This window comes from Actinomadura sp. 9N407 (assembly GCF_044326315.1).
Classification (GTDB): Bacteria; Actinomycetota; Actinomycetes; order Streptosporangiales; family Streptosporangiaceae; genus Spirillospora.
This window is the reverse complement of the sequence record NZ_JBIRAW010000017.1, coordinates 180,463-193,760: the sequence shown is the minus strand read 5'-3', so window position 1 is coordinate 193,760 and position 13,298 is coordinate 180,463. Positions and strand designations below refer to the sequence as shown.

The 13,298-nt window shown below is 68.6% G+C and carries 14 protein-coding genes and 1 pseudogene; 4 read left to right on the top strand and 11 right to left on the bottom strand.

Annotated elements, in window-relative coordinates; genetic code table 11:
* Positions 1 to 127, top strand: a pseudogene (locus ACH34Q_RS26185) (IS630 family transposase); the annotation flags it as partial.
* A 38-nt stretch (positions 128 to 165) separates the two neighbouring features.
* On the opposite strand, the gene ACH34Q_RS26180 reads toward ACH34Q_RS26185, so the two are convergent.
* The 7 genes from ACH34Q_RS26180 to ACH34Q_RS26150 all read right to left on the bottom strand — a co-directional run bounded on the left by ACH34Q_RS26180 (position 166) and on the right by ACH34Q_RS26150 (position 7,970).
* Positions 166 to 1,224 carry a replication initiator gene (locus tag ACH34Q_RS26180; RefSeq protein WP_395985706.1) on the bottom strand — a complete coding sequence of 353 codons (1,059 nt, stop codon included), beginning with the start codon at positions 1,222 to 1,224 and terminating at the stop codon, positions 166 to 168.
* Between the two features lie 165 nt (positions 1,225 to 1,389).
* Positions 1,390 to 1,983: a hypothetical protein gene (locus ACH34Q_RS26175; protein ID WP_395985705.1), complete on the bottom strand. Its 594-nt coding sequence runs from the start codon at positions 1,981 to 1,983 to the stop codon at positions 1,390 to 1,392.
* Between the two features lie 374 nt (positions 1,984 to 2,357).
* Positions 2,358 to 2,522, bottom strand: a complete 165-nt coding sequence (locus ACH34Q_RS26170; protein ID WP_395985710.1) for a type II toxin-antitoxin system RelE/ParE family toxin — start codon at positions 2,520 to 2,522, stop codon at positions 2,358 to 2,360.
* An 86-nt stretch (positions 2,523 to 2,608) separates the two neighbouring features.
* The gene (locus ACH34Q_RS26165) at positions 2,609 to 2,851 is read right to left on the bottom strand and encodes a hypothetical protein (protein ID WP_395985704.1); all 243 of its coding nucleotides are present in this window, start codon (positions 2,849 to 2,851) and stop codon (positions 2,609 to 2,611) included.
* Between the two features lie 424 nt (positions 2,852 to 3,275).
* Positions 3,276 to 3,821: a hypothetical protein gene (locus tag ACH34Q_RS26160; RefSeq protein WP_395985703.1), complete on the bottom strand. Its 546-nt coding sequence runs from the start codon at positions 3,819 to 3,821 to the stop codon at positions 3,276 to 3,278.
* 908 nt (positions 3,822 to 4,729) lie between these two features.
* Positions 4,730 to 6,523: a GAF domain-containing protein gene (locus ACH34Q_RS26155; protein WP_395985702.1), complete on the bottom strand. Its 1,794-nt coding sequence runs from the start codon at positions 6,521 to 6,523 to the stop codon at positions 4,730 to 4,732.
* 814 nt (positions 6,524 to 7,337) lie between these two features.
* On the bottom strand, positions 7,338 to 7,970 hold the full coding sequence (locus ACH34Q_RS26150) for an NAD(P)-dependent oxidoreductase (protein ID WP_395985701.1): 633 nt from the start codon (positions 7,968 to 7,970) through the stop codon (positions 7,338 to 7,340).
* 94 nt (positions 7,971 to 8,064) lie between these two features.
* Here ACH34Q_RS26150 and ACH34Q_RS26145 point away from each other — a divergent pair, with 94 nt between their 5' ends.
* Positions 8,065 to 8,442, top strand: coding sequence for a winged helix-turn-helix transcriptional regulator (locus ACH34Q_RS26145; protein WP_395985700.1), 378 nt, complete (start codon positions 8,065 to 8,067; stop codon positions 8,440 to 8,442).
* A 4-nt stretch (positions 8,443 to 8,446) separates the two neighbouring features.
* Here the strand turns inward: ACH34Q_RS26145 and ACH34Q_RS26140 are convergent, their stop codons facing one another.
* The 4 genes from ACH34Q_RS26140 to ACH34Q_RS26125 all read right to left on the bottom strand — a co-directional run bounded on the left by ACH34Q_RS26140 (position 8,447) and on the right by ACH34Q_RS26125 (position 12,190).
* Complete coding sequence (locus ACH34Q_RS26140) at positions 8,447 to 9,319, bottom strand: hypothetical protein (RefSeq protein WP_395985699.1); 873 nt, start codon at positions 9,317 to 9,319, stop codon at positions 8,447 to 8,449.
* Positions 9,320 to 9,496: 177 nt separating this feature from the next.
* The gene (locus tag ACH34Q_RS26135) at positions 9,497 to 10,300 is read right to left on the bottom strand and encodes a transporter substrate-binding domain-containing protein (RefSeq protein WP_395985698.1); all 804 of its coding nucleotides are present in this window, start codon (positions 10,298 to 10,300) and stop codon (positions 9,497 to 9,499) included.
* 298 nt (positions 10,301 to 10,598) lie between these two features.
* On the bottom strand, positions 10,599 to 11,531 hold the full coding sequence (locus ACH34Q_RS26130; protein WP_395985697.1) for a PfkB family carbohydrate kinase: 933 nt from the start codon (positions 11,529 to 11,531) through the stop codon (positions 10,599 to 10,601).
* A 95-nt stretch (positions 11,532 to 11,626) separates the two neighbouring features.
* Positions 11,627 to 12,190 carry a cysteine hydrolase family protein gene (locus ACH34Q_RS26125; protein WP_395985696.1) on the bottom strand — a complete coding sequence of 188 codons (564 nt, stop codon included), beginning with the start codon at positions 12,188 to 12,190 and terminating at the stop codon, positions 11,627 to 11,629.
* Positions 12,191 to 12,246: 56 nt separating this feature from the next.
* Here ACH34Q_RS26125 and ACH34Q_RS26120 point away from each other — a divergent pair, with 56 nt between their 5' ends.
* Positions 12,247 to 12,660: a YchJ family protein gene (locus ACH34Q_RS26120; RefSeq protein ID WP_395985695.1), complete on the top strand. Its 414-nt coding sequence runs from the start codon at positions 12,247 to 12,249 to the stop codon at positions 12,658 to 12,660.
* Positions 12,661 to 12,745: 85 nt separating this feature from the next.
* Positions 12,746 to 13,234, top strand: a complete 489-nt coding sequence (locus tag ACH34Q_RS26115; protein WP_395985694.1) for a hypothetical protein — start codon at positions 12,746 to 12,748, stop codon at positions 13,232 to 13,234.
* Positions 13,235 to 13,298: the final 64 nt, after the last annotated feature.

Below are 13,298 nucleotides of genomic sequence, written 5' to 3'. Positions count from 1 at the left end.
GGACGTCCGTGTCTGGATCAACGAGTGGAACGCCGACCCCAAGCCGTTCGTGTGGACAAAACACGCCGACGACATCCTCGAAACCCTCGCCACATACTGCCAACTAATTAACGACTCGGGACACTAGAACCTCAGGAACGGTCATGTAGTCGTCATCATTCACGTTCACGCGGCCTCCTGAGTTGCCGAAAGATCAGGGGTGGTCTGTTCGGTGGCCTGGTCGAGTTGGGCCCGCCGCTGTACGCGTTCGTTGATCATGTGCATGAGCCGTTGTTCGACCGGCTTGACGTCCGGGTCACCGGGTCCCGCGCGTTCCCACACGTGGACCGCTTGGGGATCGGTCGGATTGACGACCGGGATTCCTGCCTCTGCGAGCCGAGCGAGGACCCATGCCTTTCGGTCGGCTTTGTGGTCGGCGAGGGTCTTGCCGGACCACTTGCGCGAGACCAGGACCCGCCGGCCGCCGTAGCCGAGGTGTTCGCGGCGGTGGGCTTTGCCCTTGCAGAACCCAGGGGCGAGACCTTCCCGCGGATTCTTGGGCTGGACGCCGTAGCGGAGCCAGTTCGCGCACGTCGGTGAGCACGGCTCGTACCGCAGCGTCTCGGCCATCCGGTCGACGTGGTCACGCTCAGCGGTGGTCTCGGCCTCATGGCATTCGGAGACGCCCTTGACCAGGTATTTGGTCAGGTAGCCGATCAGCTTGCGGGATTCGGGCGAGTCGGCCATGACGCCCTGTGCGTCGAGCTGGCGCCCGAACCGGAGCACGTGCAGGGGTTCGGCGGTCTCGTCCTGGCCCAGCTCATCCAGCGCCTCATCCCAGGTCGGAAGGACCGCGCCGGTTTCAGGATCCAGGTAGCCGCCGTCCTCGCCCGCCGAGTCGTCCCAGACCGGGAGGCGATGCCCGGAGTAGACGACGCGATCGGTCGAGGGCCACCACACCTGGTGATAGGTCGCCTCCGCCACTTGCCGCAGCTCAGCGCGAGAGATGGTCCCGCGTATGGCCATGTGCAGATGCGGGGCGAGGCGCCGTTGGGGCTCGACGGTGGCGAAGTACTGCACGTCATGCCCGACAAAGCGCCGCAGGTTCTGCACGAACCGATCGACCAGCTTGGAGAAGTGCAGGGCATCCCGCGCCGCCCGCGCGTAGTCGTAGGAGTCCGGATCGACCGGCACGCCGTTCCGCACCCGCCCGTAGGAATCGAGGGTGAGGGTCAGGAAGATCAAGGGGCGGCGGCGCTCGCGTCGCCGCCCCGGCCGCCCGGCTCCGCCGGTCGGCGCGTGCGGCGTGGGCGCCGGTCACCGACCGGCGGCCCGGACGGCCGCGCACCGCGCAGCCGCCGGCCAGCTCTCCGGCTGACGGCGGTCACGGGGGGCGCGCCGCCGCCGGACTCAGGAGAGCAGAGACTTGCACTCCACTGGATCCCACTCTCCCCCCGCCCAGAGCTGGGCCATGTACGGCAGGTCCGGAGCGCCGGAGAACCAGTGCAAGAGGAACTCGGTGGTCGTGATCCGCAAGGGTTGCTCATCTATCCACTCGTTGCCCCGGCCGTCCGCAACGATCGGCCACCCCTCGGGATCGCCTTCGGTCAACCAGCCGAACCAGTCACCCTCGATCGTGGTCCCCCACCCCAGGAACCCTCCAGGCTCAGGCCAGAGCCGGTACATTTCCGAGTCATGCTCGCGTAGAGGGTTGTAGGCATCCGCTCGCATCCCAGCCGCCTGTGCCCATGTCACTTGCTTCCGCACCACCCGCGGATCAGAGACCGCAAGAAACTCCAAATAGTGCGGCCCCTCATAATCGCTCTCTCCCAAGCTGCCGACCTCGAACGCCCCGTACCGCTCGATCAAGGTGACGAAGTCCGTCGGCAAGGCGGTTCCCAACTCCTCGAACACCTCCTTCCAGGACCGCATCCCAGGGACGGGACTCTCGGGCGGTGGGAGAAGAGCCACGAGTTGATCCAGGGGTCTGGCGTTCGCATCCATCCGCCATCTTCTACAGCAGGCCGAACGCGACGTACATCGAGGCGGAGACACATGTTCTTACATGCCTCCGGCGGGGGCACTCCGGCTCCGGGAAGGTCAGCCCGCAACGTGACGGTTGCCGAGAGTTGAGGTGGAAGCCTGATCGTCCCGCCTGCCGACGTCCCAGACGAGCCAAGCAGACCAGGGCCAGGGGGCGAAGGTCGTTCGTCCAGTGGGGCGCTCCACCTTCGCCCCCTGGCCCTGGCCCGCTTCCCCTACGGGGTGGGACGACGGCAGACGGGAAGATCAGGCAGGGTGGTTACTGCGGGAAGGGCCCGCCGGGGGAGGAAGGTGGGGTGAAGAACAGCGGCTACGCCGCACGGTCCAGCGGCAGGCTAGGCAACCCGGCCAACGTGCAGGACGATGATGCTTTGGTCTGCCGGATAGATCTCATAGAGGACCCGGTACCGGCCGACACGGATCCGCCGCAGGTCCTCACTGCCGTAGGCAAAGGAGCCCGCGGGGCGAGGGTCGTCAGCGAGTAGGTCAGTGGCGGTCATGACCTGCGCCAGGCCCACAGCATCGTCAGCGAGGTAGCGGGATCCGGAGGAGACAGCCCGTTCACTCCACGTGACGCTGTAGGTCATCAGGTAGGGAGCCCGAACCGGCGCCGTACCTCATCCTGCGAGACCGTGTTCACGGTTCCCGCGTCCTGCTGCGCCCGGTACTCAGCCAAGGCTTGTGCCTCTTCCGCGTCGGCTTGCTCCACGAGTTCCGTACGGCGTTCGAGGTCACGCAGCCGCCGGTACTCATCAAGCGGGACGACCACGGCGGCCTGACCGCCGAGGCGGATTACCTGGTGATCGTCACCTACCGGAAGCTCGGTCATGGCTGCCATCCTAGATGAAGGGATCGCCGGAGTGGAGCCGACTCGGCCTGCGGAAACTTTGACCAAGATCCGGAATATACGCGGAACGCCCGCGAGCGTCGGAGTGCGTGGAGCCGTTCGAGAGCAGGTCAGCAGCGTTGCCGATGGTGATCGGGTCAGCGCCCTCCGGAGCCGTGTGCGCAGGTTCGAATCCTGCAGGGGGCACCCCAAATCGATCAGCCGGTTTCCGCGCTCGACCTGCGGAAACCGGCTTCTGTCGTCTCTAGAGCATGTGACACCGGACGCCGGCTTGGGACGCCATATGCCGGCGTGCGTGTTCCATCTGTATTCCAAGCTCCCCAAGAGGCTGTCTCCAACCCTCAGGCAATTACCGGAGGGAAAGGGTACGCAAGCTCCGGGAAACCTCGCGGTCGTCGTGGGGTGATCACAGGAAGCGCGGGCCCAGCAGAAGGCGGGCGAGCCCGTACAAACCAGCGATCAAAGCCGGTGACAGCAGCGCGGCAATGCGTGAGCAGCGGCCGAACCCGGCCAGGATCGCCAAGCACACGAGTACGCCGTTCGCCGATAGAGCGAGCAGCCAGGCTAGCGACTCACCCACGTCTTGAGACAGGCAGTGAGACTCGCCCTGGACTCCCGGGAACGTGCAGTGGACCGGGGGCCCGGCCCCGTGGAAGATGAGCCAGGAGTAACACCACAGTCCGCCGACGAGCCACACGGCCGCACCGAGCCCGAGGCCGGCAACGTGACCAGGGCTGAGAGTGACGCCGTCCTGCCGTACGCGCCACTGACCGGCCACCACCAGCGCCGCCACCGCCGCGCACGCGGCCGCCACGGCCAGCATCACCCACACCCACCGCAGGTAGGGCGGCTCCGGCTCGTTGGTGTAGGCGTTGGCGACCAAGAGCACCGCGAGCATGGTCGTCCAGCCTCCCCCGACCGTGGCCGCCTCCAGGAAAACCCGCGTGCGCACGCCCGCCTCCCTTCTCGGATGGCCTTTGGATGTTCTGGAACGGCACGGGGCCCGGTAAATCGAGAGCCGGCGTTCGCGCTGAGATTGAGGTGGAACGGGTCGGCGTCTGATCGTTTCGAGAGTTTAGTGTGATCCTATGTCCGGGAGTCTTTCGCCTCGCCTTGCCGAGACCGTGGACGCGTTGCCGTTCACTCAGCAGGCGCGATTTTTGGAGATCGGGTGCGGGCCGGGGGCCGCCGCGCTTGCCGTGGCGGCACGGTCGTCATAGGGGCACGTCCTCGCCATTGACCGTTCCGCCAAGTCGGTCGCTCAAGCGAGCGCGAATTCGGTCCAGGAGATCGCGGCGGGACGTGTGAGAATTCGGCATGTCGCGGCGGAGGACTTCATGACCGTTGCGGAAGTTCCGTCTCCGCCGAGGTCGTGATCAGGGTGAACGCCGGACGCGGTTCCCGTGGCGCTGAGAATCGGCGGCGTCCACCTCGGGGATCTGGAGGCGGCCGGTCGGCGTTGCCGTTGGTGGAACGTGGCTCATGCAGGCGCACAGGCCGTGATCAACGATCAGGTGTGCGCGTCGCGTGGTGTACTCATCCGGCCGTCCCGCCGGGCACACCCGGCGGCAAGTCAGGCACAGCAAACAGAATCCCCCTCGCGATGATCCCGACAATGTCGAGGCGCGCCATTCCGCGAATAGCGGTCGGCCACGGTGCCTCCGATGCGTCCCCCCTCCCCAGTTCGGTACGCATCGGAGACACCGCTATTTGGCCGGCCTCGTTCGACCGACTTGCGGCATGGTAGATCGCACTACGTTGCATGCACGTTGCAATCGATCGGTTGCGCACAGTGACGGATCCGTGCGATCCGCGTTCGTCGCAGGTGAGGGGTCGGCATGGTGAAAGGGCGAGTGTCGTTCAGTCGTCCTCGGTGAGGATCCGTCGCCCGCGCGCGGCCACGGCGTCGTGGCGTGGGTCTCCGGGGGGAAGGAGCGCGCTCAGGTGTTCCAGGACCTCCAGGTCGTTTCGGCCTGTCTCGGTCCGCGTGTACGTCCACAGCAGGTCGATGTCACCGTGATCCAGCAGTGAACGCCGCAGGAGCATCGTCAGCTCGTCGCGTTCGGCTCTGATGGCGGGAACGTCCGACTGCGGCAGGAGGTCTCCGCGCCAGAGCCGTATCGCGGCGGCGACCTCGCCCGCGTCCAGCAACCGCCGTACCGCCAGGAGGTCGCCGTCCACGGCGCAATCCAGCCGGTACGGCTTGGCTCGGACGACATCGCCGAGTTGAGCGCGCAACCGGTGGATCTCGGCGCGGACCGTGACCGGGTTGCTCGCTTCGCCGTACAGGTGCAGGGACAGCCGGTCGGCGGTGAGGCCTCGCGGGTAAAGGGCGAGCAGGGCGAGGATCTCGGCGTGCCTCAGCGACAGCCGCAGCCGGCGGCCGTCGATCCAGGCGGAAGGGGGATCGTCGCCCAGGAGCGCCAGGGCCAGCAGCGGCGTGTCCGCTGCGGCGCCACCGATAGGACCGGACGTTCGGCCGCGCGCCAGCGGGGTTTCGGCGCTCCCCGGACGTGGCCTGGGCGACGATGGGCGGCGTACGGCCGACGTCGCCCGAAGCAGGAAGACCTCGCCGACGGGTTCGGCCGCGGCCTGGCTCCCGTCGGGGAACGCAAGGGCACCGCCGGGGGCCGGCACCTGTATCCGCCGTCCGCGCCATTCGGCGGGTTCGGCCAGCAGGATGCGGCCGGTCGGGGTCACCAGGGCTCCGGGCTCACCGCGCAACCCGTCCAAGTGACGGCGGTAGCGCTCGCGCAGCGACTCGTCACCGCGTCGCATCTGCAGTTCCAGTTGGGCCTCGGCGAGCGCGGCGGCCGCACCGACCAGCGCCACGGCGGCCGGATGCAGCGCTTTGACGGTGCCGCTGACATCGACGCAGCCGATGACCCGGCCGGTGTCGGGGTCGACGATCGGTGCGCCGGCGCAGGACCAGCCGTGCAGGGACGAGACCAGATGCTCGGCCGAATAGACGTACTGGGGCGCGCCGGTGGCCAGCGCGGTGCCGATGCCGTTGGTGCCGATCGACCGTTCCGACCAGCAGAAGCCCTCCAGCAACCCGATCCGGCTCGCCTGCCGCAATACCGCCGGAGTCCCCTCGCACCACAGCGCATGCCCGTCGGCGTCAGTGACCACCATGAGGTGTTCGGTCTCGTCGGTGTACGAGCGCAACAGGCCGCGCAGCATCGGCAGGTGCGGGTCGAGGGGGTGCGCGGCACGGGCCTCGGCGAGGTCTCCGGGTTCGTACACCTGAGGCGCGGCAGGGATCGCGACCGCTATCCCGGCATCCCGGGAACGCCGCCACGATTCGTAGACGGGCCGGCGCAGGCCATGGACCGGATCGTCCGGGTCCCGAACGCTCAGGTCACGCGAACCGTCCTGCCGGGTCGTCCCGCCCGGATCGCCTTCAGCCGCCGGACCGCCCGTGGGACCGACGCTTCCTCCGGTGCCGTGCGCGTCTTTGCCGCGTTCCAGCGGTTCCTGGGGTGCACAGGCCCCGCCGGGCGAACCGTGCGGCACGCCCGGAAGCCTCTTGGCGACTTCACCGATGTGCGTGTCCGAGCTCTGCACCGCGTCATGGAGCGCGGTCAGGGCGTGCACAAGATCGGACGGCTCGCGGCAGGCATGTGGCAGCGGCATGCCGGAACGGCTTCCCATGGGCAATCTCCCCGCGGATGAGGCCCCTTGGACCATATGAGAATCTCCGGCCGTTCACCTGGGCGCAACCCTTTCGTGTGAACTCGCCATGGACGCCGCTTCCCCAGCGAACCACCACGTTGGAGACGGGCGGCCCGTCACACCCGTGAACGGGCCGCCTGCCGGCCGGGCGGGGCGTCCAGTTGATCCGCTTTGGGGGCGGGTGTCCGGGTGCTTGGACGGTTACCGGGTGTTTCTCATTCAGCAGCGATGCGGGGCCCTGAGCCGCCGTTTTCGATCCTGCCGCGGAAGATGTGCAGGGAAGTCCTGCATCTCAGGTAGGGCTGTGCTGGTCTCGTAGCTGCAGGTTGTCGTTGTAGAACAAATGCAGGTAGCCGCACACGGTGCAATGCAGGCCCGTTGCCGATGGCTTGGTCCAGCCCGCGAACTCCGTTCCCGAGGTCAAGTGGACCTTTCGATGCCAGAACCACTCTGACCTGCACACGGTGCAGGCGAACGGTTGAGCACCGATGGTGGCGGACACGGGGACGGTACGACGAGCCATTCAGTTCACCTCAGGGCCTACCGTCTCACGATTGACCGAGCGCGGGCCCCAGGGACTTTACAGCCCCCGGGACCGACGCGACAGCAGCCGGGCAAGGTGATGTCAGGACGCGGTTAAGCCAAGCCTGAGCCGTCGTCTGGATGAGCCTTAGGGGTCGACGAACTACGTCCGTTACCGGCGTTCTGGCTTGTACGAATGGTGGCGCGTTTGCGGTTATCAGAATGGTCTTGCGGGGTGTGGCCGGGGCCAGTGCCTCTCGTCTTTCGTGTGTCAGTGCTCCTCGACGCCCACGTGAGTGCGGTGGTGCTCAGGTGTGTCGATCTCGTCGACCAGGGCGATCGCGAAGTCGGCGTAGGAGATGCGGCTGGCGGCGTCGGCGGGGGCCGTTCGGTAGCGGCCCGTACGGGCACCCTCGTGGTCGAAGTCCCCGGCCGGGCTCAGGACCAGCCAGTCCAGCGATGTGGTGGCGGCGCTCAGGGTGTCGTTTCCTGCGGCATGTCCCAGGTAGAAGGTGCGGTAGTCCTGGGGGTAGCCGTCGGTGTCCATCAGGAGGACGCCGGACGCGGTCGGCAGGACGGACGCCAGGCCGACGGCCACCAGCCTGCCCGTACCGGCCCGCGTGAGCCCGTCCAGCAGGGCGCGGGCGGCGGCGGTGGCGAAGCCGTCGGGAGCTACTCCGAGGTCGAAGGCGGCGCTGATCGCGGCGTCGTGGCCGTGGGCCGCCTCGGCGACGCCGTCGGGGTCGGTGACGTCTCCGGCTACCAGGCGTACGCCGTCCGCCAAGTCCTCGTGCTTGGCCGGATCGCGGACCACGGCGGTGACCTCGTGTCCACGCCGGCGTGCTTCCGTCACTGCCGCCCGGCCGGCCCTGCCGCCGGCACCGAACACAACGATCCTGCTCATGCGTACTCCTCACCTGGGTGCCGGTTCGATCCGGCGTTGCCCGGACGCTAGCCGGGAGCGTGGTTACCGATCGGATACCGGCTACGGTGAGCAGGTGACCAAACCACTGGATCCGGACATGTTCGACCCGGTCTGCCCGTCGGACCTGTCACCGATCCGGTTCGGCGACAAATGGGCGGGGATGATCATTCGCTGCCTGGAGGACGGGCCGCGTCGCTTCTCCGAGCTGCGGCGTCCCTTGCCCGGCGTCACCGCCAAGGTGCTCACCCAGTCGCTGCGTACGCTGGAACGCGACGGCCTCGTCAGCCGTACGGCGCATGCCGCGCCGGTACGCAGGGTCGACTACGAGCTGACCCCGCTCGGTCGCAGCCTGCTGGAGCCGATGGCGGCGGCGTGTTCCTGGGCGGAGCGGCACTGGGACGAGTTGATCGACGCGCGCGAAGCCCCCTCCTCGCTCGGCCGCACCGGATAGGGCGTTATTCGTACGTCATGCCGATGCCCAGGGTGCTCTGCATCGGCAGGAGTCCGGTGCCGACGATGTCCAGTACGGGCGGCATGAGCAGGTCGGCCAGCTTGGCCGTTTCCGCCGGTGCGAGCGCGCTCCAGGGGGCGGCGGCGAGTTCGTCCGTGAGCCTTTCCACCTCGGTACGGAGCCGGTGTCCTTCGTCGGTGGCCGTGCCGTCGGGCTTCACCAGGCCGCGGACCGCGAGGCGTTCGCGGGCGGCGGTCCACTGATCGGCGGTCCACTGCCTGCTGCTGAACACCTGCTCGGGCGCGGCGCCCACGGCGGCGTGCGTGACCAGGGAGTCGATGGGGCCGATGCCGTGTGCCTGGAGGGCCGCAATGTGGCCGTCGCCGCGGTGCTCGCGCAGGATCGTCGCGGCCTGCCACAGGATCATGTGCGGCTCCTCGCGCCAGGGCAGGGCGGCGTTCGCGGCGGCCATCGGGCGGCCGGCCGTGTCCGTGGCCTCGGCGGCGCGGCGGGCCAGCTTTGCCGCCTCGTCCAAGTCCCGCGAACCGATCCGGTCGCCCAGGAGCCTGCGTAGTACGCGGTCCATCCCGCCGGCCCGAGCGTCCAGGACTTGCTCGGGCGTGGCTGTCAGCCATGCCGGTGCGCTGTACCGCTCCACCATCTGCGGACTGAAGCTGTAGAAGAGGGCGTTCACCAGCTCCGGACCTACCGGGCCGAGTGGCGCGGCCCTGTAGGAGAAGTAGCTCGGCCACCGCTCGTCGACGGCATGGCCGAGGCCCGCCGCCGCGTCGAACATCTCCGGGGCGTAGTAGAGCGTGGCGTGTACGGGCTCCAGCAGCTGCCACATCTGCCGGATCGTGCCGCGGGCGTGCGTCATGCGCTTCCTCAACGTCGACTCACTAAAACTTGACGATGCCTAGATTGCCTGAAACGGAGACATCTTGTCAACGCCTAGATCGGGGCGGCCGGGCCCGACGGCCGGGCTCCTCAGTTCACCTATCTGATCTACAACCCGGCCACGCGCAGGTGAGGTCGCGCGGGTCTCGGGAGCGGGTCAGTCGCAGCCTTCGAATTGCGGGACTTCGGTCATCGACACATCGAGGCCGGTGCCGTCGAACCATTTGGCGACCAGTTTTCGCGTGGTGCCGTCCTGGTACATCTTGGTGATGGCCCGGTTGAGCGCCTCGCAGCCGTCGGGGTCGCCCTGGCGGATGCCGATTCCGGTGTTCTGCTCGCTGAGCTTGACGTTCACCAGGCGGGTCTGCCGGCCGTGCCGTTTGATCAGGCCCGCCAGGATCACGTCGTTGGTGGTGATCGCGTCGACCATTCCGCCGTGGATCATCCGCATGCACTCGTCGTAGTCCTTGGCCGTGACGAGCCGGGCGGACATTCCGTGGAGCGCGAGGAGCCGTTTGGTGGGGTCGGCGCCCTCGACGGCGCAGAACCTGCGGTCCTTCAGGTCGCGCACGGCCTTCACATCGGTGTCCTTGGAATGGACCATGACGTCCTGGTACGAGGTGTAGTACGGGCCGGCGAAGGCGATCTTGGTCTTGCGGTCGGGGGTGACCGAGAGCGTCGCCAGCACCAGATCGGCCCGCTTCGAGGTCAGCGCCGGGATGCGGTCGGCCGCCAGGACCGGGATGAAGCGGACGTCACGTCCCAGCTGTTTCGCGACATAGCGGGCGACGTCGATGTCGAAGCCCTCGAACGTTCCATCCGTGCGCTTCACCCCGAGCGAGGGCAGGTCCGGCCGTACCCCCACGACCAGGGTGTCCTTGTCGAGGATCGATCCGCTCTGGGTGTCGCCGCAGGCCGTCAACAGCCCCGCCACCAGAACGACCGCCGCGAAAAGCCGCATTCTGCCTCCCGACGCCATCAGATCCGGATCGCCGGATCCGCCCGTGGAGCCGGGCCGCGTCCGGCGATTATCCCGGCTCGCCCGATAACGCCACAAGTCCGACAGGCAACGGCGTCCCGTCCATATGGTCCGCCGCCGCTTCTCCGGGTACGGGGCGGCCAAGGACATCAACCGTCCGGAGGCCCCGACAGGATCGAGGTGACCTACCGGAACCTCCCGTACGCGCGGATGCGCGCCCGGACGGTGGGGCGGCAGCGGTGGCGGGAGGTGCTGGAGCACGCACGGAAGGCCGGTGCGTTCACCGGAGTCGATCCGCGCGCTTCTCCCCGGGACTTCGCCTCCTGCTCAGGGCGGGACGTCCACCGGGATGACCGACCGTGGCGGCTGCGGCCTCGACGGCGTGCCGTGCGGCGTTCCGTGGTGGTTCGCCACGGAGCAGGGACGCGGTGAGCGCTGCCACCAGGGCGTCTCCGGCGCCCGTCGTGTCCACCACATCGGCGTCGCCGAGGGGCAGGAAGAGTTCACCGTCCGGCCAGACGAACATATTGCCCTGGTCAGCGACCGCCAAGGCGACCAGGGACGGGCCACGGCCCAGAACGTCCCGGCCGAGCCGTACGGCGGCCTCCGGCGTGCCGATGTGTGAGCCGGCCAGCAGGTCGGTCTCCTGCGCGTCGGCGCGCAGGATGTCGGCGGTGCCCAGCAGGCCGGCGCAGGCGTCGCGATCCTGCGGTACGCCGTCCAGGACCACCCGGCCACCGGCCGCGCGCGTCACGGTCGCGGCGTGCAGGGCGGTCGCGGCCGGCTGCTGCAACTGGACGAGGACGTAGCGCGCCCGGGACAGCGCTCCGCGCGCGGCATCGATGTCGGCCTCCGTCACCAGCGTCTCGTCCGGAATGTCCTCCAGGTAGCGCCAGCGGGCGGAGCCGTCCACGATGTCGATGATCAGTGCGCTGGTGGCCCCCGCACGTCGCACCACGTGCGAGGTATCGATCCCGTCGGCCTTCGCCTGGGCGAGGAGATCGGCGGCGACCGCGTCCTCGCCGACGGCGCCGGCCAGCGCCACCCGGACCCCGAGCTGCGCCAGTCCGACCGCCTGGTTGGCGCCCTTGCCGCCGAGCATCTCACTCCGCGTCCGTACCGGAACGGACCCGCCGCCCTCGGGCACTTCATCGACCACCACGACGAGGTCGCGGGCCACCTGGCCCACCACGACGACATCGGCATCGGCCATTCCGCCACCCCCTTGTGCGGGTCCCTGCCCCGAATCCACGTCCTGCAACGGCCGCACAGGCCGCATTCCGGGCGTACCGCCTGGATCCGGACGGGTCAGCCGAGACACTCGGCGGCGTCGACGATCTCCGCCCGCATGTTGCGTTCCATCATCCGCAGGGCGGCGTCGCCCAGCTCCGGATCGATGTGGGCGACGGCGTCGCGGGGCACCTTGATCTGGAAGTGCCGGACGTACGCGTCCAGCGCGCTGTAGAGGACGCACTGCTCGGTGACCTGGCCGGTCAGAATGATCTTGTCGATCCGTTCGTGGATCAGCAGGTACTCCAGAGCGGTGCCGTAGAAGACGCTGTGCCTCACCTTGGCCAGGAACGGGCAGTCGTCCGGCGGCCGGATCGGCTCCACCAGGTCCGGCCGCCGTCCCCGCAGAGCGTTCCCGACCAGGTCGCCGGGCGAGGCCGAGAAGTCGCCGTAGTTGTCGTTGACGTACAGCAGGCGCACGTCATCGCGTTCGCGGGCCCGGGCGATCAGTCCGCGCAACGGCTCGACCATCTTCTCGACGCTCTCCGCCAGGACATCGGCGTCCTGGTGCTCGTACGGGTTCAGCATGTCGATGACGATCAGCGCGGCGGTGCTCACGTCCGGCTCCTGCCCGTCCGGCACACCCTTACTCCTGGGTGACGTCATGGTGGACGCCGTGCAGCGGCCAGAATGAGGGGATGCCCAAACATCCCCGGAAACCCGAACGTCCCGGGAAGCCGCAACGTCCGGCCGCGTGCCCGTGCGGGTCCGCCGCTCCGTACCAGGACTGCTGCGGACGGCTACATCGTGGCGAGGCCCAGGCCAGGACGGCCGAGGAGTTGATGCGTTCCCGGTACAGCGCCTTCGCCGTCCAGGACGCCGCGTACCTGCTCAAGAGCTGGCATCCCAGCACGCGGCCGCGAGTGGTCGACCTTCCGGCGGGCCTTCGGTGGGAGCGGCTGGAGATCCTGAACACCACCGAGGGCAGCCCGTTCCACACCAAGGGAACGGTGGAGTTCCGCGCCCATCACACGGGCGGCGAACTCCACGAGGTCAGCCGTTTCGTCAGGAACGAAGGCGCCTGGGCCTATCTCGACGGCAATGTGACCTGACGGACGGGTCTGACGGTCCTGCGCCTCGGGCCTCAGTAGGCTGAGTGACGCACCTGCGGGGCTCGGTTGGACATGCGGAGGCCGGATGCGCACCAAGGGACGGGGAGCGCCCGATGCCGGGGCGCCCTGGAACGAGATCATCCCCAGCCTGTGGATGGGCGGCCACGTCTACGAGGACGGCACGCCGGCGATCGTCCGGGACGAGTTCGACGTGGTGCTCAGCCTCTACACGCGTGAAGGCCACGGTCCGGACGACCGGACCGAGCATCACCACGCACCGATGCCGGACGGCCCGCTCAGCGCCGAGCAGATCGAGGCGGTCTGCCGGTTCGCGGAGATCGCCGCGACCGCCGTACGCGACGGGCGGAAGGTCCTCGTCCGGTGCCACTCGGGCTACAACCGCTCGGGACTCGTCGTCGCGCAGACGCTCATCGATCTCGGCCACTCGGCCGACGACGCCATCTTCCTCGTCCGGTACCGGCGGTCCAAGTGGGCCCTGAACAACGTGCTGTTCGTGGACTACCTGAACAGCGGCCTCGATGTCGCCCGCCTGCTCGCCGGTCTCGACACCTGAGAATCCGCGCCCCGCGCCACGCTGACGTCCGCGCACCACGCTGACGTCCGCGGACGGCGTTGAC